Source organism: Vibrio brasiliensis LMG 20546 (genome assembly GCF_000189255.1).
Taxonomy (GTDB): domain Bacteria; phylum Pseudomonadota; class Gammaproteobacteria; order Enterobacterales; family Vibrionaceae; genus Vibrio; species Vibrio brasiliensis.
In genome coordinates this window covers 75,307-94,357 of sequence record NZ_AEVS01000045.1, presented here as the reverse complement: position 1 = coordinate 94,357, position 19,051 = coordinate 75,307, and the positions used below count along the sequence as shown (strand labels likewise).

The window sequence follows — 19,051 nt, the reverse complement described above, 5'->3', positions numbered from 1 at the left end:
TCTGTCCCTGTCTGCTTAAAGTGCTTCGCCGTTAACAGTCACTTCCACATCGATGTTACCGCGAACAGCATTTGAGTAAGGGCAGACCTGGTGCGCAACTTTAACCAGTTCAAGGGCTTGTTGTTGTGGTAGTTCAAGAGTCGCTGCTAAGCTAACGGTAAGCGCGAAGCCACCTTGTTGATTAGGGCCAATACCAACTTGAGCGGTCACTGGTGCTGATTTAAGTGCCACTTTCGCTTCACGGGCAACATGAAGAATGGCATTTGAAAAACATGCTGAGTAACCCGCAGCGAAAAGCTGCTCTGGGTTTGTCGCTGCGCCACTGCCACCCATCTCTTTAGGGTAGGCCAGTTCTAAATCCAGCAGACCGTCGTCCGTTGAGACTTGTCCATTACGTCCTGCTAATGCGGTTGCTTGTGTTTGGTATAAAGTTGTCATTGTTATCTTCCCAATTTAAGTTGTGTGCAATCTAATTGCTAGCAATCTTATATCGTAACTTAGGTCGAATGCAAGTATATTGTGCGCAATTTATTTTTTGAGGTGGATTATGTCTTACTGTGAAAGTGACGGCCCGCTATCGGCGGAACAAAGTTTATTGCTCGATAATCAGGTCTGTTTTCCGCTTTATAGCGCGTCAAATGCAGTGATTCGAACCTATCGTCCACTACTGGATAAACTTGAACTGACCTATTCACAATATCTGGTCATGATGGTGTTGTGGCAAAACGACGGTGTAAGTGTAAAAGATGTTGGTAGCCGCTTGCATCTCGACTCAGGAACCCTGACTCCACTGCTTAAACGTCTGGAAAGTAAAGGTTTTGTAGTGAGGGGGCGTAGCGAACAGGATGAACGCGTTCGAGTGTTGAAGCTTACAGAGGCGGGTGCTGATCTTAAGCAGCAAGCACTACAAGTACCTGCGGAAATGAAATGCAAAATCCAGCTTGATCTCGATGAGCTACTGCTGCTCAAGAAGTTATGCGAAAAAGTGGTGAAAACACTCGACCAATAATCCGATTTAAACCAGCAGGGAGGCATTATCAATGATAGACACAGAGAGGTTAATCCTAAGGCAATGGCGTGATTCAGACTTACCATCATACCGAGATCTCAATGCCGACCATAATGTGATGCGCTATTTTCCTTCGCTGTTGACCGGCGAGCAGAGTGATGCTCAGGCAGAGATCATTCGTCAGCTTATCGAGCAGAGAGGTTGGGGGTTTTGGGCGGTAGAAGTAAAACAGACCCAAGAGTTCATCGGTTTTGTTGGTTTACATCAACAAGCAGCAGACAGTGGTATCCCCAATGCGCCTTTGGTGGAAATTGGCTGGCGTTTGGCTGAAAAGTTTTGGGGCAATGGCTATGCACCGGAAGCTGCGCGTGCTGCGCTCGATTACGCGTTTAATCAGCTAGAGTTGGAACAAGTCTATTCATTTACGGCCTTACAGAACCATCCTTCACAGCAGGTAATGAAAAAACTCGGTATGGTTAACATCGACGAGGATTTTGACCACCCGAAATTACCGAGTGGTCATCGATTGCAACGCCATTGTTTATATCGAATTACTCGTGACCAATGGATTCAGGGTTAAGCGACTCGATTATCACCCGTGCTAAAGGCAATGGTTTGACTAATTTCTGTTAAAGACCGGCCGCTTTCCTGTTGCCAATGACAAAACGCTTTATTGGCTGCAGCCATTGAACGTTTTGTATCTCGACCACCTTCGATGATTTTATAGTTGCGTAAGTAACTCTCAACATCACCAGACAGAATAAAAGTATCGACGCCCATTTGGCGTAAGCTATATGGCCCAGTGTTACCGCCAAGACGATTGCCGTGCTTTTTCAGATAGCTCCATAAGCCTGTAATATCCTCACCTGGCCAGTTGGCAATCATATCGCCAAAGCTGCCGTGTTCTAACGAGGCGTGGTGAATCATTTGAGCATTAGCCTGGATTGATCTGACTTTAGCGTGATGACGAATAATACTGGTATCTGAAGCTTTGATATCCCACTGCTCATCAGAGAGCATCAGTAGTGGTTCAACTTTAAAGCCAAAGAAGAGTTTCTCGAAATTGGGCCATTTATTGCGCACGACTTTCCACGAAATGCCACTCTGAAACACCTTCATACTGAACGCAGAAAGCCAGCGGTCATTACTAATCTGTTGCAACTGTTCGTTGGTCAATGGCTTAGATAGCAGTGACTCGAGTTGTCCCTCACCACCTTTGCGTTGCGCTGCCCGATGGTAAATGTCGTCGAATTTTTCCAATGCCAATGTGATGCTCTCCCTTAATTAATACGCTCTTTACCAGAGCAAAACAGAACTTAACCGCTCAATGACATAGTAGCGCCACAAAGGATTAAAGTCTGCGGAAAATATAAGGAGTTCTAACGATGAAAAAGTTGTGGTTGACGTTTGCAGTTAGCCTTTTTGTTTCTGGTTGCCAAATCAACAGTGTCGAAGGTGAGTATCGAGATATGGAGGTTAGGGTCTCTAATAAAGAGTCGGATTCAAACTCCGGTTTTTGCCCGCCGGGACAGGCCAAAAAAGGTCGCTGCTAAACCACGGATTATGAACTAACAAAAAGCCAGAGCGTCTGCTCTGGCTTTAACATTTCAAGTCGTTAACACTACAGAGTAAGTAGGTAGTTAACTAGCTGGTTGTACTCTTCATAAGAGCGAATCTTATCTGCTTTAACAATGTACTTGTTGTTAACCAGTACACCCGGTACGCCAGTCAGAGTGCTCTTGTTGAACTGTTTATCGAATCCGCGCTGCATTGAGTTAACCACAAAGCTGTTATAAGCCGAGTCGAACTTTTTGGCGTCGATGCCATTGTCGATAAAGATCTGGCGTAATGCCTGTTCATCTTTTGGTGGACTTTTCAGTTCATGAATCTGCTTAAACATCGCTGGAACCATTGTTTCTTCTGCATCCAGAGCGACCATAGTTGCGTAAGATTTTGCCATCGGAACGGCCATGTTGCTGCCCATAAAGGCAACGTGCACTTTTTCTAACTTAGCTTCCGCTGGTAGGTTCGCTTTGAGTTGTTCTACCACTGGTTCAAATTTGTAACAGTGTGGACAGTAGAAAGAGAAGAACTCGGTAACTTTAGGTGTCGGTGACTTTTCAACGTCCAACACTTTGTAGTGAGTGCCTTCTTCAAATTGTGCTGCATTAACGGAAAGTGACAGCATAAGTGCTGAGAATAGGGTAATTAGTTTTTTCATTGCTTAATCCTAATTAATTCAAAAATAGAGAGTGCCCCTGTGCCAACAGTGCATGGGTGCAATAGTTAGTGAATAAACAGATTAAGCAATTGGAGGGCGAAATAGCGTTTGTGCACGACTGATCGCTTTGCCGATATCGTCCAGCGCACGTGGAACCAGTGTTGGTAAAGGTTGTTCGCTAATATAGATGGACTGGTTAGTGGGTAATTTTAGTAAGCAAATCGACGCACAGCAGTGATGGCCGGAGGCCTGACTGAAGCCGGATAACTTTGGACATTCAACAGCGTGAAGCTGGTAGTTATCCCGACTGCTTAATTGCGTCGAAGTGAGTGGTTCAAGCAGAGGTTCGCTGGCTTGTACGCTCACTAAAGCACTGCTTAACAGCAGGGCCAGTGTAGTAACAAACGCAATGAAAGTTGAACGACTAATCAACAACAAACCAATCCTTGATTACAAATTATCAGCAGCTTACCGGATTTTGCTAAAAATATAAATATCCGTAAGTCAGGTTGAGGAGCAGTTAACATCCTCAACTGAACGTTTAGTTGACTTGAAATGGACTAATATCGATTTGTTCGATTTCACACACTGCAATTATTGAAGGTAACTGAGTCAATCGTTGCAGGTAGCGCCCCAAGTGATTAAACGACATAGGGTGACGTTCAATCGGTGTTGACCAAAGTGCCAGCATAAACAGAAAGTAGTCGCAGGCGGAGAGTTGCTCACCAAGAAGGTAAGTTTTACCTGCTAACTGTTGGTCGATAACTTCCAGCGCTTCTGCGATACGAAGGTCTTGTGCTGCGACAACGTCAGGCACTGTTTGTTGATCAGTCGTGTGACGATGAGGGTAGTAGCGCACCATCAGTTCCGCTTGCAGGGTATTGTTCAGGTAGGTGAGCCACTGGAAAAATTGCGGGCGTAACGGGTCACCAATCTCAGGCATTAATTGATGTTGAGGGTGTGATTCACATAAATGAATACAGATAGCCGGGCTTTCAAATAGAGCCTGACCGTCATAGATCAAAGTTGGAATACGACCTGATGGATTGAGCTTGATGTACTCTGGCGACTTATGAAAATTTGCCTTACGGTCGACCAAGAGTAACTGATAGTCCAACTGCATATGATGGAGCAGAAAATGCGGGGCTAAGCTTGCGTTGTTTGGATAATAGTAAAGTTGGTACAAAGTGGTGCTCCTTGCTAGTTGTCTGCCTCAGTTCGAGGTTGGCTTGGTGCTTTGTTATTACTTGGATATAGGTTGAATAAATTACCCACTAACATCAGTAACGCGCCAACCAATAGTGCTAGCTGGAACTCTTCTTGATACAAGAACACACCGACAAGGGCAATCACCGGAAGACGTAAGAAGTCCATCGTGACGACGATTGAGACATCAGCATGCTGCATCGCTTTGGTCATGCAGTAGTGGGCCGTTAACGCAGTAACGCCAATAATTGCCAGCCATAGCCACTGAGTTCCTTGAGGGAGTTGCCATTCGGGCAGTGCCAGCGTAAATCCAACCGGAAGCTGAATGAAACACATCAAAAACAGGATGGTAAGCGGATGTTCGCTGCGAGCGAGAGATTTGGTTGAAGAGTGGGAAACTGCATAACACACAGCAGACGCAAGTACGATCAATGCGGCAGGACTGACAATCTCAATCCCCGGTCTGACAATAATCAAAACGCCTAAAAATCCGAGCAGGATTGCAATGAGGTTACGCTTGGTTAACTGCTCACCCAAAAACAGTGCAGCGATAACTGCCGTCCATAAGGGGACGGTAAACTCGAGGGCAAACACTTGAGCAAGGGGGAGCAAACCTATTCCGACAAACCAGCCATACTGACCTGCGAAGTGAAACAGGTTACGAATCGTGTGCAGTTTTAAGCGCTGGGTACGCAACAAGTGCTGCTGACCAGTGGCGAAGATAACCGCTGAGATCACTGTCAGGGCAATAACACCGCGAAAAAACAGTACCTGAAAGGTACCAATCTCACCGCTCAGTTCCCGTGCCCCAATCGCCATCAGACAGAAAGAGAGTAAGGTTCCCAACATCCATGTTGCAGAGCGAATTGCGATAATACTCTCCTTAGTATTACTGAAATTAAGTGGCTATTTACGGCTGTTTACTACAAGTCGAGCGAGCTTATGGCCAATTGCGAAACAGATGATACACACGGCAACAGTCAGCAGAATCGCATAAGCATAGCCAATGCTTTCTGCGACCCCAAATCCCCATACCAAAGAAAACACCAATCCTTGTAGTGCCTGATAGGGCCACTGAACGACTGGAAAGTGTGAATCACCTGCAAGTAGATAGATAAGTCCAAATAGACCGATCAGAGAGGCTACCAGACCAGATAGGGTTTCTTTTTTCATGTGTTAATCGTGGTGATAAAGAAATGATAGTACGGGCAATTTTGCTGTGATGCTAGGAGAAAATCAAACGCAGACAGCCCTTACGGTAAGACTGTCTGCGACTTAATTAGTGTTGAACGAGAGTCAGGCCACTTGGTAGTGCGTCACCAAATACTCGTTTAGATTCGCTTTCAGAAAGTTCCTTCACCTCTTCAACCAGAGATAGCCATGAGTCAGGTACCTTATTCTGTTTCAGTTTAGTGATGACCTGAGCGCGGAAATCATCGCTAATATCGAACAGACGGTCGCCGGTTTTGCGGCAAATCATCACAGCAGCGAAAGCAATCATTGGCTCTTTTTGCCAGTTCTGTTCAAGCAATTTTGGTAACCATTGCTCAACCTGCTCACGCGGTATCACCGCATGTTGACTACCGTAAAGCGGTGTACGTGAAGCGAGTCTGCCCAGTGCCCACCAGTGCGCCTGTTCATACTGGTTGTGATTAATGGCTTTAGTCAGACACCACGAAGCCAGTAACACTTTGTCTTCGACTTCCAGGTGTTCAAGAGAGGCTGCCAAACGCACCATCGACTCATAACCCATATCCTGAGCTGCTTTGGCCGATTGTGGGTTCTTCATCGCTCCTGGGTGAAGGTACTTAGCAATGTCGGCAAGTATGGTTTCTTGCTGCTCTTGATTTAATCCACCGGCAATACGACGCCAGAACACCCACCAGTCGGTCCAGCCCTGATGGTTTTTGAACTGGATTGCTTGCTGGTACAGCCCCCAGACTTGCTCGATTCGCCATGAGTCGGTTGCATCACCAAAGCCAGGGCGCATTGAGAAGCCAGCTAATCGCAGCCAGTTCTTCTCGTGTTGCTCTGAACGGCGACGACGCTTACGGCCAAGTGCGAAAGCATCAAATAGTTGACGCAGGGTGATGAAGTCCCATTCGTCACGTTTGCCGAGTTTTTTCTCAAGATCTTTAGCCAGAGTTTTGATCTCTTTTGAGTCAGCGCTCTTTTTGTTGCCACTGTAAATACGGGCAATCAACTCTTTACACTCAGCCAGCCTTGGATGAAGCTCCTGCTGCTGTTCTTGTTCAGCTTTCTGGTTGCGAACCTCAAACTCCAGAGCCCAACGCTTACTATCGTCTTCGGCATGCACACATTCCATTTTAAGTGTGCCTACTTCTGTAAGCTGACAGGCTAGCAAAACTTCAACACGCTCTTTCTGGTTAGCCTGTAACTCGACACCTTCACCTTGTAGGGTAGAGATATATGGCGGTAGAGGCGCGAACAGATCCGGGTCGACATCGACCATGACACCATTTTGAATAGCAGTATTATTGCTCAAAGTGTCATGGGTTGTAGTAAGCAGGTTAAATCGGACAGGCTCACCTAATGTCAGTGAGAATCGACGTCCGCTAAGACGGATTTCTTGCCCCTCTTCAGTACCTTTGGCAAGTAAACACAGGGCTTTGCCCATTTTGTTTTTCTCTTGCAGATGGAGGAAGTATGAACGAGCTGCACCGCCACCGATTTTTAACTGAGCGCCACGGCGCGCTTTACCAAAGGCAACCGCACCAAGAGCCACTGACCAGTCCGGATGTGGGTTATCTAATACAGTAACAGGGGCGCCGCGCCAGTTACTTAGTAGGGTCGTCACTCGCTCGGTGACCAGATCACTGTTGAACACACCACCGTTTAGCAATAAGCCAACCGGAATGGCTGGTTGAGTGGTATCCTGCTGATCCAGCGCGGCGTAAGAAACTTGCTGATGTTGGTTAAGGAATTCAGCGACGTGTTTACTCACTGCCGGGTCAGCAACATAAGGCAGACCAAACTCAACCACAGCGCTGCGCCTTTTATCAGGTGTCTGGTTAAAGTCCGAAAGCGGAAAGAAGCCGTCCAGCGCGATTTGATGGACCTCGTCTTTATTCAGCGCAATACTCTTAGTACCGCCAAGAAGCTTAGAGCCGCTGCCTAACATGGTGATCTTGACTTCCTGTGGAGCGTCAGCTGAAAGCAGGTTCTCTTTCGCTTTACGTGTCTGCTGAATAAGCTTAGTTAAGCTTGCCGCATTAAGTTTCTTGTTCTGGTTAAATCTCTGCTCGGCCAGATGAGCCAGCGCCAAATCGAGGTTGTCACCACCGAGCATCAGGTGCTCACCAACACCAATACGGTCGAGGGCGAGTTCATCTTCACCACCAGCATCAGGATTAAAGCGAGCTTCAATTAAGCTCAGGTCGGTGGTACCACCACCAACATCACAGACCAGAATCAGTGGCAGTTGTTTTAATTCTTCGGCAGCACTTTGCTGGTGGCGAGCGTACCAGTCATAACAAACCGCTTGCGGCTCTTCCAACAGGACAATCTTGTTAAGCCCTGCTAGTTGAGCAGCTTCCAACGTCAGTTTACGTGCTGTTTCGTCAAACGAAGCGGGCACAGTGACGACGACATCTTGGTCTTCAAGCTTGTTACCCGGATTGCGGTAGTTCCAGGCCTGACGAATATGGTTGAGGTAACTGGCACTGGCTATTACAGGTGAGACTTTATCGACATCTGTTGCACCCGCCCATGGCAGGATCTCAGAACGACGGTCAACCGCTTGATGCGACAACCAACTTTTCGCACTGGAAACCTGACGGCCTTCTACTTTTGCGCCCAGTTCACGAGCCCACTCACCAACGATTACGTGAGGAATGTCGCCTTCAACTGGCTGGTCCTCCCACGGTAGGGTTAAGTCGAGAGGAGAAATCTGACCTTGGGCTGGATGGTAACGGAAAGAGGGCAGTAGTGGCTTTCGTACCACTTCACCTGGGCCTATCAATTGGTCGATGTCGAATAGGGAGACTTCGGATTGTTGTAGGTCGTCAGTAATTTCACAGAATGCGACAACCGTATTGGTTGTACCTAAATCAATACCGACTAAAAAACGAGGCGATGCCATAGAACAAAACCCTTGTTTACGAGATAAGGAAAAGCGGCACCAAAAGGTGCCGCTTAAATTATTATAGTGATTGTGTCATTGAGTTAGCGTCTTCTCGAACGTCAAACTCTACATGCCATTTTTGACCGTTATCGGCTGCAATGGCCTCAAGGTACAGAGTACCTAGCTCAGTCACGCGAGAAGCCAGAGTGACAGGAACCACTTCACCTTCACGGCGGCCTTCAGTAACAGGTAGCGTTACCTGAATCTCAGGCAGCTCTTCTAACTCTTCTGGAGCCCAGTGATCAAGATGTGTTCCTGCTTGATCGTCACGGCGAACCGTAGAACCAAAGAACTGGAAGTTAACTGGCTGACCAATGATAAGACCAAACTCCTGGCTTGGAACATTCACGTTAGAGCCTTCTTCCATGCCGAATGGAGCGACACATAGAGCTTCCATCGGTGGTGCCATACCTGGAATAGCCGGCATAGCGCTTTCAATTCCAACATAGTAACTTGAAGCGATACCACCACGAATACGCACCCCCTGACCACGGCGAACAGCACCGTAGTATGATGCACCACTTGCCACGGCAAGATCGAGGTCGACACCGGTCAGGCGTGCAGCCATTTCGCTATCTGCGTCAATCAGCCACTCGTTAATGGTCTCTTCAAGACGTTGAGCCAACAGGTTTGACTTAAGTACACCACCGTTGAAAAGAATCGCAGTCGGCTTGATAAAGTCGCTTGATGGCGTTGGATTTCCGCACATGCCAGGCATGTTGGCAAATGGGTTGAAATCTTGAGCAGCAACTTCACCGCCCTGAGCGTTGGCTTGTTTGGTCAAAAACGCAGCGATGTGACGAGTGATGCCCGCATCTTGCGCGTATGGCAGACCCATTTGAGTCAAAGCACCACGGTTACGTTGTACAGGGTGTTCCGATACGGCAACTTTAGGGAAGAAGCCGTCAACCAGTGTCTGTTGAACTTCTTGCTGAGTCAGTTCGGTTTTAAGTGTTGCGCCAAGCAGTTTAGAACCACGACTTGGTACCACAATAGGCACAGACTGCAGTTCGCTATCGTTTAAAAGTGCTTCTTTAGCATCGCGACATGCGTGAGTCATAGCCTGTACTTGCCATGGCTGAAGCTCTTTGCCGTCCTGAGCAAGTTTCATCTTAAGACGATAAGCCAGGGCAAGATCCATGTTGTCACCGCCTAGCAGGATATGTTCACCTACCGCGATACGGTTGAGTGTCAGGTTGCCATTGTCTTCTGTTACTTCAACCAATGAAAGGTCAGTCGTACCGCCGCCGATATCAACAACCAGCACGATATCACCAACAGAAACCTCGTCGCGCCACTTGTCATTGCTGTTATCAATCCAGTTATACAGTGCCGCTTGTGGTTCTTCGAGCAAGGTCAGGTGAACAAAACCAACATTACGCGCAGCTTCAGCAGTTAAGTCACGTGCCGCAGGGTCGAATGACGCTGGTACGGTAATGGTTACATCCTGATCGGCGAGCGGGTGTTGAGGGTTTACGTGATCCCATGCTTGCTTCAGGTGCTCCAGATAAAGTTCTGTGGCACGAAGCGGTGATACCTTTTCAACCTCTTCTGGGCTACCAGCAGGTAAGAACGCATCGCGACGGTTAACGCCACCATGGCACAACCATGATTTTGCACTGGCAATCAGGCGAATTGGTGTTTTTGAACCAAGATTACGAGCAATAGCACCGACCAGTGCCGTTGGTTCAGAAGACCAAGGCAGCACCCGGGATGCTGGGTTCATTTCATGTTCATGAGGCTGATACAGGAATGAACCTAACTGGCTACGAGTTTCTACGGTTCCCGGTGCAGTTAACTGCGGGATAGGCATCACTTCTACACGTGCGTCTTCATTGCTGGTGTCAATGTAGGACAAAACACAGTGGGTAGTTCCAAGGTCAATACCTACGCTGAATTTAGCAACATGAGCTTCGTTAGCTGACTGAGCGATGTTGTTTATTTCCATTACAGCTCTACCTCTGCAGGAGCAATAACAGAAGCATCATAGTTTTCAGCTAGTTTTGGCAGGTTCATAGAGCTTGCCTTCCAACCTTTGTGTACTAGTGTGCCGTGGAAAGGTGCATTACCAGTCACGTTACCCGTCAGACGAACTTGCTGTGGATTGAAACCTTCTTCAATCGTGATGCGAGTCTCTTCATCTTCATTACGAATATGTTCAAGCGTGACATAGTCACTGAGTACTTTCTGGCCACCAGTATGGATAACTCGTGCTGCTGCACCAACTTCTTCGTCAGAGAACGAAGTCAGGTCTTCTTTGAGGAAATCAATCAGACGCGCTTCCTGCTGCATGATAGCAAGTAGCTGCATTGCTGAATCTGTAGAAGCCGTCGCCAGTTTCGATTCAACCTCGACCACCTTCTCAATGACTTTTTCTACTTCAACGACTTTCTCAACTTCAACGATCTTTTCGACGGGTTTTTCTACTTCGACAATTTTTTCAACTGGCTTCTCAACCACTTTTTCGATCACTTTAGACTTGCGAGATACCGCAATAAGAAGAAGTAAAACGCTTGATGCAGCAAGGCCTGCGTGAAGCATATCGAACGTTTGAGGGATCATTTGTAAATCGAACGTCATGACAATTCTCTTATGTATTAATGTAAGGAGAGACTGGCTCAATCTCTACTCTGACTCTCAACTTGGAACGAGAGCCACGTTATTCTGATAAATTGGGGCAGATAGTAACATAATCAAGTCGCCAATCAGCTAGTAAAACAGGTCTTATCAGGAATTATCGGCACTGTTTGGTCTGTTTTTAACCGAATTTTGTCGCAAAAAGAGGCATGAACCACGAAACGTAAATTGTTTCATATCAATTTGCCAATTGCTCTTTAAGTCACCAATTGGATGAGGCTAAAATGCGCTGGTTATTTCGACAAGGCTGTTTTCACAAAATGCGTTATGCAACGATTCACTAAAAAGAACTTCCTTTATCCATTTTTCACTTTTACCTTATCTCTGTTAGTTGCATTTTATGCGGTCTACTTTGCTTATCAGTCACAACTGAAATATACCATTTCGTTGGTTGATAGATTGGCCGAGCAACAAGCTGAAGGCTTGCAAAAAGTGGTCGAAAGCGATCTGCACTTTATCGGTGCCGGAGCGAACTTTTTCCATTCCACGGAGCCTCAGGATTGGGACCGATTTCCGGTGTTTGCCGAGCAGGTTGTCTCATCGTCACAAACGCTTATTGCCTTGCAGTGGATGCAGCGAGTGGAAAAGCAAGACATTCCAGCTCATATCCAGCAGATTCGTCAAACCTACCCAGAGTTTGATATCTATACTGTCCCTAAAGATGGCGATAAAACGTCGGGTTATATTATGGCTGACAATCAGCCGATTTATACAGCGTCAGACGTTTACCCTAGAAGTACTGAGAACTTAAGAGTCTTGGGTTACTACTCATCACGGGAGCGCTTTCAGCGAGTACTGAATAACATCACCAGGAAAGGTGAGCCGAGCGTATCTGACAAAGTACGTCTTTTACAGGATGGGCTTGATCGAGAAATTGTTAAAACCGGGCTACTTGTTTATCACCCAGTTTTTGACCTTGAGAATGACGATGAACTGATTGGTGTGGTGATAGGTGTCATTCGCACAACCAAATACTTCGAAGCTATTGTGGTAAGAACGGCAACAGAACAAGATCTTCTGGTGCAAGTGACCGACATGGGTTTTGACGCTGAAGATGATCCAATACTTTACCGCAGTCCTAACTGGAATCAGACTCAAGGTATCGAAATTACTAAGCGTGTGGTGCTGCCAAACCGAGAGTGGTTGGTTGATTTCAAACTTGATCGACAGGTAACGCACAATGATTCTGTGGTGTTGGCGGCCATTTTCGTTTCCGGTTTAACGATAGCCTGCTTACTGAGCTACATTGTTTTGTTGTTGGTGCGAGACAAAGAGCATCTGGCGGTACTGCTAGATGAGCGAACCGAAGAATTGCAGTTTTTGGTTATGCACGACTCACTCACTGGCATCTATAACCGCCGTGCGTTTAGTCAGTATTTACGGGAGTTAGTCAGAACTAACCAGGGCTTTTCTCTGATTACCTTTGATGTCGACCGATTTAAGCTAATCAACGACCACTTTGGTCACGTCGCTGGTGATGAGATGCTGGTTTGTGTCGCACAGATTGTGCAGAGGCATCTGGCTGACGAAGACTTGTTTGTCAGGATGGGCGGTGATGAGTTTTGTATTCTTTCCACGGTTACTGATAAGCAGCAACTTGGCGAGTATTTAAATGCGATTCGTTGCGCGGTGGCTGAACTTGTTCATACTCATAGTGGGCAACGTATTCGTTGTACCTTGAGTATTGGCGCGGCAATCAGACGCGATGAAGGTGAGGAAGACATCATGCAAGCTTCTGATGCACAGTTGTATAAGAGTAAGCAAGCGGGTCGTAACCGTGTGTCGATCGCGGAATAACTGAACAGTTGACCGTGAACCAGTCGAGTTTTCACTATTTCTGATGTAGAATTTTGCGCTTTCACAATATTGTCAACAAAGGCGAACCATGAACCATAACCGTGTTGTTTGTTTCGATTTGGAAATGTGCTGTTGGAATGAAAACGGTGTCGGTACCACTGGCGAAATAATCGAAGTAGGGCTTGCAGAAATTGATCTTGTTAGTGGTGAGATCGTCAAACGCGCCCAATACTACGTAAAACCAGAGCACGATGAGGTGTCATTGTTCTGTTCTCAATTGACCGGAATCACCCCGCGTAAGATTGAAAAGCAAGGTCGTCCACTGGCTGAAGTGATTAAGTCGATGGTAAAAAACTTCGGTGGAGCAAACAAAATCTATGCTGCCTGGGGGCGCGATGATCGGGTGCTACGTGAAGAGTGTCAGGCAAAAGGGATTGATATGCCCTTTAATGAGTTCATCAACCTTGCGACGCTATATCGTATCCAGAACCGTTTAAAAGACAAACGCATCGGTCATAAAGCGGCGCAGGAAAGCAAGGGTATTGAGTGGGAAGGTCGTCAACATTCAGGTTACGTTGACGCGTATAACCTCGCCAAACTGGCCTTGACCATGCTGTGATATCAGAACCACAAAGGGAGCTTGGCTCCCTTTATTATTTCTGGTCGGTCACTGACAGTTTTGCGCGGATGAACTCACTATGATCGACATAGAGTAATTCTGCGGTTTTACGTATCACAGCATCTTCTAACGGGTCTATCTCTCCATCCGCATTTGCGACTTGCCACATCGCCTGAATCAAATCAAAACGACTCTCCTGACTCAGTTCCCGAAGCTGGGTGGTGAACTCATACAGTGATGATGCGTCTTGACGGCTTTGCTCTGCTCTTGCTAACAGGTTGTTTGCCTGACTTTCATCAAGAGTAAGGAGTTTTTCGAGCAGGTGACGCTTAGCTTGCTGCTCTTGAACGTCAACCTGATGGTCTGCTCCGGCAACTTCACAAAGCAAACAGGCTATTGCCAGGCTTGGGTCTGAAGCTGTGTGGTGACCAAGGTCCTGGCCGTCGAGGAGTTGTTTGAACAGTTGGGTAATGGAATTCAACATAGTCGTTGCCTCAAATTCTTCTCTACTGTTATAGATAGTGACGAACAGAGGCAATGACAAGAGGCTTTACATAAACCTTACTTTTCTTTTATCGCTGGAAAGTCCCATTCAACCCCTTCACCAGTCAGTATTGAAACTCTTGATGGCTTACCATGGTCATCGAGTTTTAGCTCACCTACAGCACTGGTGTTAACTAATCTACGCACGCCGGGAGTATCTGGATCGCGCTTTTTGATTTTTAGTCGCTTACGCTTAGTTAAGAAGTTAAGCGGAGAGCGAGGAGAGTATAGCAATCGGTCTGCGTGGTCACATGTTGCCAATAACGGTTCTGGGAACTGGTTTTTAAAGCCGCTGCAGGTTATCTGGAAGATGTTCGGGCTGTTACGTCTGAATCTTAGTTTGATGTCATAGGCAAACGAATAGTGCACGTCGCCTGACAGAATGACGAAGTTGGTAGGCGTTTTCGTGTGAGTAAAAATACTCAGCAGCGTGTTAGCACTGCCCGGATGCGCCATCCAGTTTTCTGCATCAATGACCAATGGTTGTCCGACGATAGTGGCTGCTTTTTGTAACGCTTCAATGACTTTTACACCAAACATAGGCGCTGCTGAAACCACAACCACTTTGTCCTGGTGCATTAACTCATGTTGAAACTCAATTAATGCTTCCCAGTCCATCAAGCCAGACGGTTTGTTCATCCGCGATTCCGAACGCCAGCGTCGGGTACGGGTGTCTAGCACCACCACTTTTGGCGAGCTATGAATGGTGTAGTGCCAGCGCTCAAAGGTATAAAGATAACGGATGAAGTCATCCTGAGTCTGACTTTCCGGATGTTCAATAAAGCGGGTTGCAACATCAAGAAATTCTTGATTAAAGTTCTCCGGTTCATTGCCCCATCCCTGACACAGCCAATAGGCGATTAAACCATTACCGATAATGCGATTAGAGAGTGGATTACTGTAGGCCGCCTTTTCCCAGCCGACAGTAAGATTCCAGTCGTCAGTGATGTCATGATCATCAAAAATCATGTAGGTCGGAATATGAGCAAACAGACGCTGTACTTGCGGCAGACCAGCGACAAACTGTTCTATGATGGTCTTTTCCTCACGCCACAGCTGTTGAAACTTTGGCGATATAGTACTGCCACCATGAGAGAAGCCTTTATCGAGCAAGTTATCGAGGTTGAGGCAAGGCCACAGTGTTGGAGACCAGACCAGCAGGTACATGGCGAAAAACTCGGAGAAGGTCACCAGATGATTTTCTGCCTCGCGAGAGCTGAAGATCGGTGCATTGCGATGAGGGAACAATTTCGTCAGCCAACTACCGTCATCGACATAGTGGGGCAGCAGTTTATCCCTGCCATAGTAGCAGTCAGGGTGAGCAAATAACTCCAGCCCAGAAGCAAAGGGGGCCTGGTCGAAGCGCTCGTCTGGTAACCCAAGTAACTCAATAGTTTGAATAATTGCATCCAACGTTGGTCCGGCTACGTGGTCTGCGTAGATTTGGTCACCACTCATCATCAGCATATCAGGACGTTGCTGTAATTCTTGACCTGCAACCTTGTTATCCGCAGCAACCAGCGCATCTTTACTTGGATGATGAGGGTTACGACATGAGCCGTGAAGAATGTAATCGGCTTTGGTTGATATGCGAATCGTCGGAGCCAGCTCATCGCCATAAAGCAGGTTAGGGCACAGCTCGGTTATAGGTCCATGTTGAGTATGGAACTGATAACTAAGGGCAACGTTAGTTGGAAACTGACCTGAAAACTGCGCCAGAGTGAGATAGCAACGGGTTCCAATTTGTAGTTGTGTACAACGACTGAGATCCTGACTATAAATCTGCCCTTGTTGCGGTTCAAGGTTGAGTTCAAATGTGCCCTGCAGTGGTTCACTGGTGACCAGCCAGAACACCAGCTCGCTGGCGGTGGTTTTACGTAAAATCGGTCCGGCAATGAGAAAAGGTATTTTGTTGTTCATGTACTACTCAGTTGGGGGCTCAGGAACTTCAGGATCTTCGAGTATTTCGATGATGTCTGAGCTAGAAAGTTCATGACCCATGAGAAAAAGAGCCAGCATTGCATCTGCTTTTGTTTTGGTATCAGAACTTTCTTCAAGGATCTGTTCAAAGCGATGGCGAATCATCGCTACTTCATGTTCGACAAAGCCACGTCCTTCCTCTTCTCCCTGAGTCTCTTCAGGAGCGGTGTCGAAATGCAAAAACATCATATCTTGGTCTTGAGACGTGCTTAGCAGGCGTTCTGGTAACCAGACTTCGCCTGTTACTATGTCAGGGTCACTACCTTCAGGTAGAGAATCGAGTAAACTTTTTAGTTCAGATGCTTTCACAATATTTTGATTTCGTAGATCATATATTGATATTTTAACGACGATTTACCAATAAACATAAGTAATAACTTTATTGTTTGGTTAGATTTTGGCTCTCTTCGTCACTTTTGGACTAAAAATGGCACTAAAAAAACGTCTGACAGCCATGGCTGTTATGGTTGGTGGATTAACACCTGTTGAGTTACTGGCCGAAGAAAAAGCCACTCTGGGTGAACAGGACTGGGGGATAGCAGCGGTATATCGCATGGCGTCTATTCCCTTTGATACTCAAAGTGGTGATCAGACCGTCAGCACCTTCGTTCCTCTGATGTATTTTAACAATGAGCATTTCTTTGTTGATGGCTTAGAAGGCGGAGCATACTTGTATGCCTCAGATGATGAAAAGTATCAGCTTAATGCTCTGATGCGACTGCGCTTTGTTGATATTCCGGCGTCGGAGCAAAATGCGCTTCAAGGCGATACTTTTGATTTTGGTGCTCAGCTCAGATATCAAATCGATCCTCAATGGCATCTCGACAGTGAGTTGATGACCGATTCAGATTCACGTTTTCACGCTAATCTGACGGTGTCAGGTCAATATGAATTTGGAGATTGGGAGCTAAACCCTCACCTGACGGCACGTTACAAAGGGGCTGACTTTAACAGCGAATACTATGCGTTTTCGAGCCTGACCAATGAGCGAATTAGTGCAGGTGTTGATATCAATCTTGGGGTCAGTGCCCGTTATCATGTTTACTCCAACTTGTATCTGCTTGGGGCAACCAGTGTTACTCGTTTGGACAACAACGCCTATAACTCATCCGCTATCGAAGATCGCTATCAGGGTGAAGTATATCTTGGCTTTGGTTTCTTCAACGATAAAACCAAGGCACCCAAATCTGAACTGACTAATAAGCGCTATATGAGGGTTGCTCACGGCTGGGCAACGCCATCTAATATTGGCGACATCATGAAGTTCAATAGTGAAAAAGATCCCTACAATAATCAGTTAACGTCACTGTTTTATGGTCATCCGTTAACGGACGAGCTGTTTGGTATACCGCTGGACATCTATTTCACTCCGGGGATCGTGCACCATTGGTCCTCTGAGGTGCAATCATCAGCGACTGAGTATGTTGCGGCGATTAAAGCTTATTACACCATAGACTGGCCAACCAAGTGGCGTTTTGGTGTCGCTGAAGGTATCTCTTATATCGACAGCTTTACTTATGTCGAGCATGAAGAGATGAAGTCGAAAGGTTACACGCCAAGTAACTACCTAAATTACCTGGATTTCTCATTTGATATCAATGTCGGTGACCTGCTTAATAACCGCGATTTAGACAAGGTGTGGTTCGGCTACTCGTTACATCATCGTAGCGCTATCTTCGAAAAAGCATCACAGTACGGTCGAATCAAAGGTGGTAGCAACTACAATACCCTCTATGTGCAAATAGACTTCTGATCCCTCCTGTCTGAGCGACCCTTTTGTCGCTCAGACTACTTACAAACGATTTCTCCTCTTCCAATGCACTTTCACCTATTCTTTAACGTATAAAAGATAATAACTGGTCGTATCGAAATTGCAGGAGGCGTTATGATTCGGCAGTCACTGCTTTTAGGTAGTCTGGTCGTTGCTTTTAGCGTCGACGCAGAACCTGTACGCTTGCTTTCCTTAGACTGGGGCAGCCAGCAAGTGATTACCAAGGCGCTGGGAAGATTATTAGAGCAGCAAGGTATCGAGGTAGAGATTGTCTATGCTTCGTCTCAGGTGCAATGGTACAAGTTGGCGCAGGGTGAAGCAGATGTCCAGGTCGAAGTGTGGCAGGGCTCTATGGGGCCCAAATACGATGAGATGATTGCCAAAGGGTTTATTCAGCAGGGAACAGTGCATAATGTTGAGACTCGGGAAGAGTGGTGGTATCCCGATTACGTGGAAGCTCTCTGTCCCGGTTTGCCAAACTGGGAAGCTTTAAAGAATTGCGCGCACCTGTTTAGCTACAAGGACTCCGAACGTGGTGTTTACTACTCCGGTCCCTGGGAAAAACCGGATGCTGCAAAAATACGGGCACTTGGGCTCAATTATCGTGTGGAGGTGCTGGAAGACGGTGACGCGATAAATAGAAAACTGCGCGACTATATTGCAAAGCAAAAACCCCTGTTGATCTATAACTGGACTCCCAATTGGGTTGAAGCCAAGTATCCCGGCTCATTTGTCGAGTTTCCCCGTTACGATGAAGCGTGTGAGTTAGACCCTTCCTGGGGAGTAAACAGCAAATATACGTGGGACTGTGGTAATCCACGTGGTGCCTGGCTAAAAACCGCTATTTCCAACCAACTGAGAACTAAGTCTGCTTGTGCTTTTGATATCGTTTCCTCCTTTACTTTATCCAGTCAACATATCGCTACGGCTTCGCTACTGATAGACAACGAAAATCAGACCTTAGATCAGGCTGCGGATAATTGGTTAAATCAGTTTCAGCATCAACACAGTGATTGGATCGAACATTCATCTTGTCTTACTCGGTAGTAAATCCTTTGTAGAACAGAGTGGTGTAAGCTTGCGGGCAAGTTATGTGATACAATCCGCGCGTTTTTGATTGAGAT

Annotated in this window: 20 protein-coding genes; 7 read left to right on the top strand and 13 right to left on the bottom strand. The window is 46.6% G+C overall.

The window, feature by feature from the left end; translation table 11 throughout:
- Positions 1–15: 15 nt before the first annotated feature.
- The gene (gene ohr, locus RH46_RS07200; protein WP_006878744.1) at positions 16–438 is read right to left on the bottom strand and encodes an organic hydroperoxide reductase Ohr; all 423 of its coding nucleotides are present in this window, start codon (positions 436–438) and stop codon (positions 16–18) included.
- A gap of 109 nt (positions 439–547) precedes the next feature.
- On the opposite strand from ohr, the gene ohrR reads away from it, so the two are divergent.
- Positions 548–1,009, top strand: coding sequence for a transcriptional regulator OhrR (ohrR, locus tag RH46_RS07195; RefSeq protein WP_006878743.1), 462 nt, complete (start codon positions 548–550; stop codon positions 1,007–1,009).
- A gap of 31 nt (positions 1,010–1,040) precedes the next feature.
- Positions 1,041–1,589, top strand: coding sequence for a GNAT family N-acetyltransferase (locus tag RH46_RS07190; protein ID WP_006878742.1), 549 nt, complete (start codon positions 1,041–1,043; stop codon positions 1,587–1,589).
- Here the strand turns inward: RH46_RS07190 and RH46_RS07185 are convergent.
- Positions 1,586–2,275 (bottom strand): DNA-3-methyladenine glycosylase I, encoded by a 690-nt coding sequence (locus tag RH46_RS07185; protein WP_006878741.1) that lies wholly within the window; start codon positions 2,273–2,275, stop codon positions 1,586–1,588. The genes RH46_RS07190 and RH46_RS07185 overlap by 4 nt on opposite strands.
- Positions 2,276–2,394: 119 nt before the next feature.
- On the opposite strand from RH46_RS07185, the gene RH46_RS22330 reads away from it, so the two are divergent.
- On the top strand, positions 2,395–2,562 hold the full coding sequence (locus RH46_RS22330) for a hypothetical protein (protein ID WP_006878740.1): 168 nt from the start codon (positions 2,395–2,397) through the stop codon (positions 2,560–2,562).
- Positions 2,563–2,630: 68 nt separating this feature from the next.
- On the opposite strand, the gene RH46_RS07180 is transcribed toward RH46_RS22330, so the two are convergent.
- The 8 genes from RH46_RS07180 to RH46_RS07145 form a co-directional block, all read right to left on the bottom strand.
- Positions 2,631–3,230, bottom strand: a complete 600-nt coding sequence (locus RH46_RS07180) for a thiol:disulfide interchange protein DsbA/DsbL (protein WP_006878739.1) — start codon at positions 3,228–3,230, stop codon at positions 2,631–2,633.
- Positions 3,231–3,311: 81 nt separating this feature from the next.
- Entirely contained in the window at positions 3,312–3,665 is a 354-nt protein-coding gene (locus RH46_RS07175; protein WP_006878738.1) for a hypothetical protein, read from the bottom strand.
- 106 nt (positions 3,666–3,771) lie between these two features.
- Positions 3,772–4,416 (bottom strand): glutathione S-transferase family protein, encoded by a 645-nt coding sequence (locus RH46_RS07170; protein ID WP_006878737.1) that lies wholly within the window; start codon positions 4,414–4,416, stop codon positions 3,772–3,774.
- A 14-nt stretch (positions 4,417–4,430) separates the two neighbouring features.
- Positions 4,431–5,285, bottom strand: coding sequence for a DMT family transporter (locus RH46_RS07165; protein ID WP_040895362.1), 855 nt, complete (start codon positions 5,283–5,285; stop codon positions 4,431–4,433).
- A 57-nt stretch (positions 5,286–5,342) separates the two neighbouring features.
- Positions 5,343–5,609, bottom strand: coding sequence for a hypothetical protein (locus RH46_RS07160; RefSeq protein WP_006878735.1), 267 nt, complete (start codon positions 5,607–5,609; stop codon positions 5,343–5,345).
- A gap of 106 nt (positions 5,610–5,715) precedes the next feature.
- Positions 5,716–8,538 (bottom strand): Hsp70 family protein, encoded by a 2,823-nt coding sequence (locus tag RH46_RS07155; RefSeq protein ID WP_006878734.1) that lies wholly within the window; start codon positions 8,536–8,538, stop codon positions 5,716–5,718.
- A gap of 61 nt (positions 8,539–8,599) precedes the next feature.
- On the bottom strand, positions 8,600–10,528 hold the full coding sequence (locus RH46_RS07150; RefSeq protein WP_006878733.1) for an Hsp70 family protein: 1,929 nt from the start codon (positions 10,526–10,528) through the stop codon (positions 8,600–8,602).
- On the bottom strand, positions 10,528–11,160 hold the full coding sequence (locus RH46_RS07145) for a DUF2760 domain-containing protein (protein ID WP_006878732.1): 633 nt from the start codon (positions 11,158–11,160) through the stop codon (positions 10,528–10,530). Before RH46_RS07145 ends, RH46_RS07150 begins: the two co-directional genes overlap by 1 nt.
- 324 nt (positions 11,161–11,484) lie before the next feature.
- On the opposite strand from RH46_RS07145, the gene RH46_RS07140 reads away from it, so the two are divergent.
- Both RH46_RS07140 and RH46_RS07135 read left to right on the top strand, forming a co-directional pair.
- The gene (locus RH46_RS07140; RefSeq protein WP_006878731.1) at positions 11,485–13,014 is read left to right on the top strand and encodes a sensor domain-containing diguanylate cyclase; all 1,530 of its coding nucleotides are present in this window, start codon (positions 11,485–11,487) and stop codon (positions 13,012–13,014) included.
- Between the two features lie 88 nt (positions 13,015–13,102).
- The gene (locus tag RH46_RS07135; RefSeq protein WP_006878730.1) at positions 13,103–13,633 is read left to right on the top strand and encodes a 3'-5' exonuclease; all 531 of its coding nucleotides are present in this window, start codon (positions 13,103–13,105) and stop codon (positions 13,631–13,633) included.
- Between the two features lie 34 nt (positions 13,634–13,667).
- Here the strand turns inward: RH46_RS07135 and RH46_RS07130 are convergent, their stop codons facing one another.
- From RH46_RS07130 to RH46_RS07120, 3 genes are all read right to left on the bottom strand, one after another.
- Positions 13,668–14,117 (bottom strand): tellurite resistance TerB family protein, encoded by a 450-nt coding sequence (locus tag RH46_RS07130; RefSeq protein WP_006878729.1) that lies wholly within the window; start codon positions 14,115–14,117, stop codon positions 13,668–13,670.
- A 77-nt stretch (positions 14,118–14,194) separates the two neighbouring features.
- Positions 14,195–16,096, bottom strand: a complete 1,902-nt coding sequence (locus RH46_RS07125; protein WP_006878728.1) for an alkaline phosphatase D family protein — start codon at positions 16,094–16,096, stop codon at positions 14,195–14,197.
- Positions 16,097–16,099: 3 nt separating this feature from the next.
- Positions 16,100–16,465 (bottom strand): VC1380 family protein, encoded by a 366-nt coding sequence (locus RH46_RS07120; RefSeq protein ID WP_006878727.1) that lies wholly within the window; start codon positions 16,463–16,465, stop codon positions 16,100–16,102.
- 154 nt (positions 16,466–16,619) lie between these two features.
- On the opposite strand from RH46_RS07120, the gene RH46_RS07115 reads away from it, so the two are divergent.
- Both RH46_RS07115 and RH46_RS07110 read left to right on the top strand, forming a co-directional pair.
- Entirely contained in the window at positions 16,620–17,909 is a 1,290-nt protein-coding gene (locus tag RH46_RS07115; protein WP_241210045.1) for a MipA/OmpV family protein, read from the top strand.
- A 132-nt stretch (positions 17,910–18,041) separates the two neighbouring features.
- Entirely contained in the window at positions 18,042–18,974 is a 933-nt protein-coding gene (locus tag RH46_RS07110) for an ABC transporter substrate-binding protein (protein WP_006878725.1), read from the top strand.
- Positions 18,975–19,051 lie beyond the last annotated feature (77 nt).

Bases quoted from the DNA above. Each gene is read 5' to 3' on its own strand.
- RH46_RS07165 (WP_040895362.1), bottom strand. From the start codon at position 5,285: ATGTTGGGAACCTTACTCTCTTTCTGTCTGATGGCGATTGGGGCACGG.
- RH46_RS07150 (WP_006878733.1), bottom strand. From the start codon at position 10,528: ATGGAAATAAACAACATCGCTCAGTCAGCTAACGAAGCTCATGTTGCT.
- RH46_RS07130 (WP_006878729.1), bottom strand. From the start codon at position 14,117: ATGTTGAATTCCATTACCCAACTGTTCAAACAACTCCTCGACGGCCAG.
- RH46_RS07190 (WP_006878742.1), top strand. From the start codon at position 1,041: ATGATAGACACAGAGAGGTTAATCCTAAGGCAATGGCGTGATTCAGAC.
- RH46_RS07135 (WP_006878730.1), top strand. From the start codon at position 13,103: ATGAACCATAACCGTGTTGTTTGTTTCGATTTGGAAATGTGCTGTTGG.
- RH46_RS07155 (WP_006878734.1), bottom strand. From the start codon at position 8,538: ATGGCATCGCCTCGTTTTTTAGTCGGTATTGATTTAGGTACAACCAAT.
- RH46_RS07125 (WP_006878728.1), bottom strand. From the start codon at position 16,096: ATGAACAACAAAATACCTTTTCTCATTGCCGGACCGATTTTACGTAAA.
- RH46_RS22330 (WP_006878740.1), top strand. From the start codon at position 2,395: ATGAAAAAGTTGTGGTTGACGTTTGCAGTTAGCCTTTTTGTTTCTGGT.
- RH46_RS07160 (WP_006878735.1), bottom strand. From the start codon at position 5,609: ATGAAAAAAGAAACCCTATCTGGTCTGGTAGCCTCTCTGATCGGTCTA.
- RH46_RS07140 (WP_006878731.1), top strand. From the start codon at position 11,485: ATGCAACGATTCACTAAAAAGAACTTCCTTTATCCATTTTTCACTTTT.
- RH46_RS07145 (WP_006878732.1), bottom strand. From the start codon at position 11,160: ATGACGTTCGATTTACAAATGATCCCTCAAACGTTCGATATGCTTCAC.
- RH46_RS07110 (WP_006878725.1), top strand. From the start codon at position 18,042: ATGATTCGGCAGTCACTGCTTTTAGGTAGTCTGGTCGTTGCTTTTAGC.
- RH46_RS07180 (WP_006878739.1), bottom strand. From the start codon at position 3,230: ATGAAAAAACTAATTACCCTATTCTCAGCACTTATGCTGTCACTTTCC.
- ohrR (WP_006878743.1), top strand. From the start codon at position 548: ATGTCTTACTGTGAAAGTGACGGCCCGCTATCGGCGGAACAAAGTTTA.
- ohr (WP_006878744.1), bottom strand. From the start codon at position 438: ATGACAACTTTATACCAAACACAAGCAACCGCATTAGCAGGACGTAAT.
- RH46_RS07115 (WP_241210045.1), top strand. From the start codon at position 16,620: ATGGTTGGTGGATTAACACCTGTTGAGTTACTGGCCGAAGAAAAAGCC.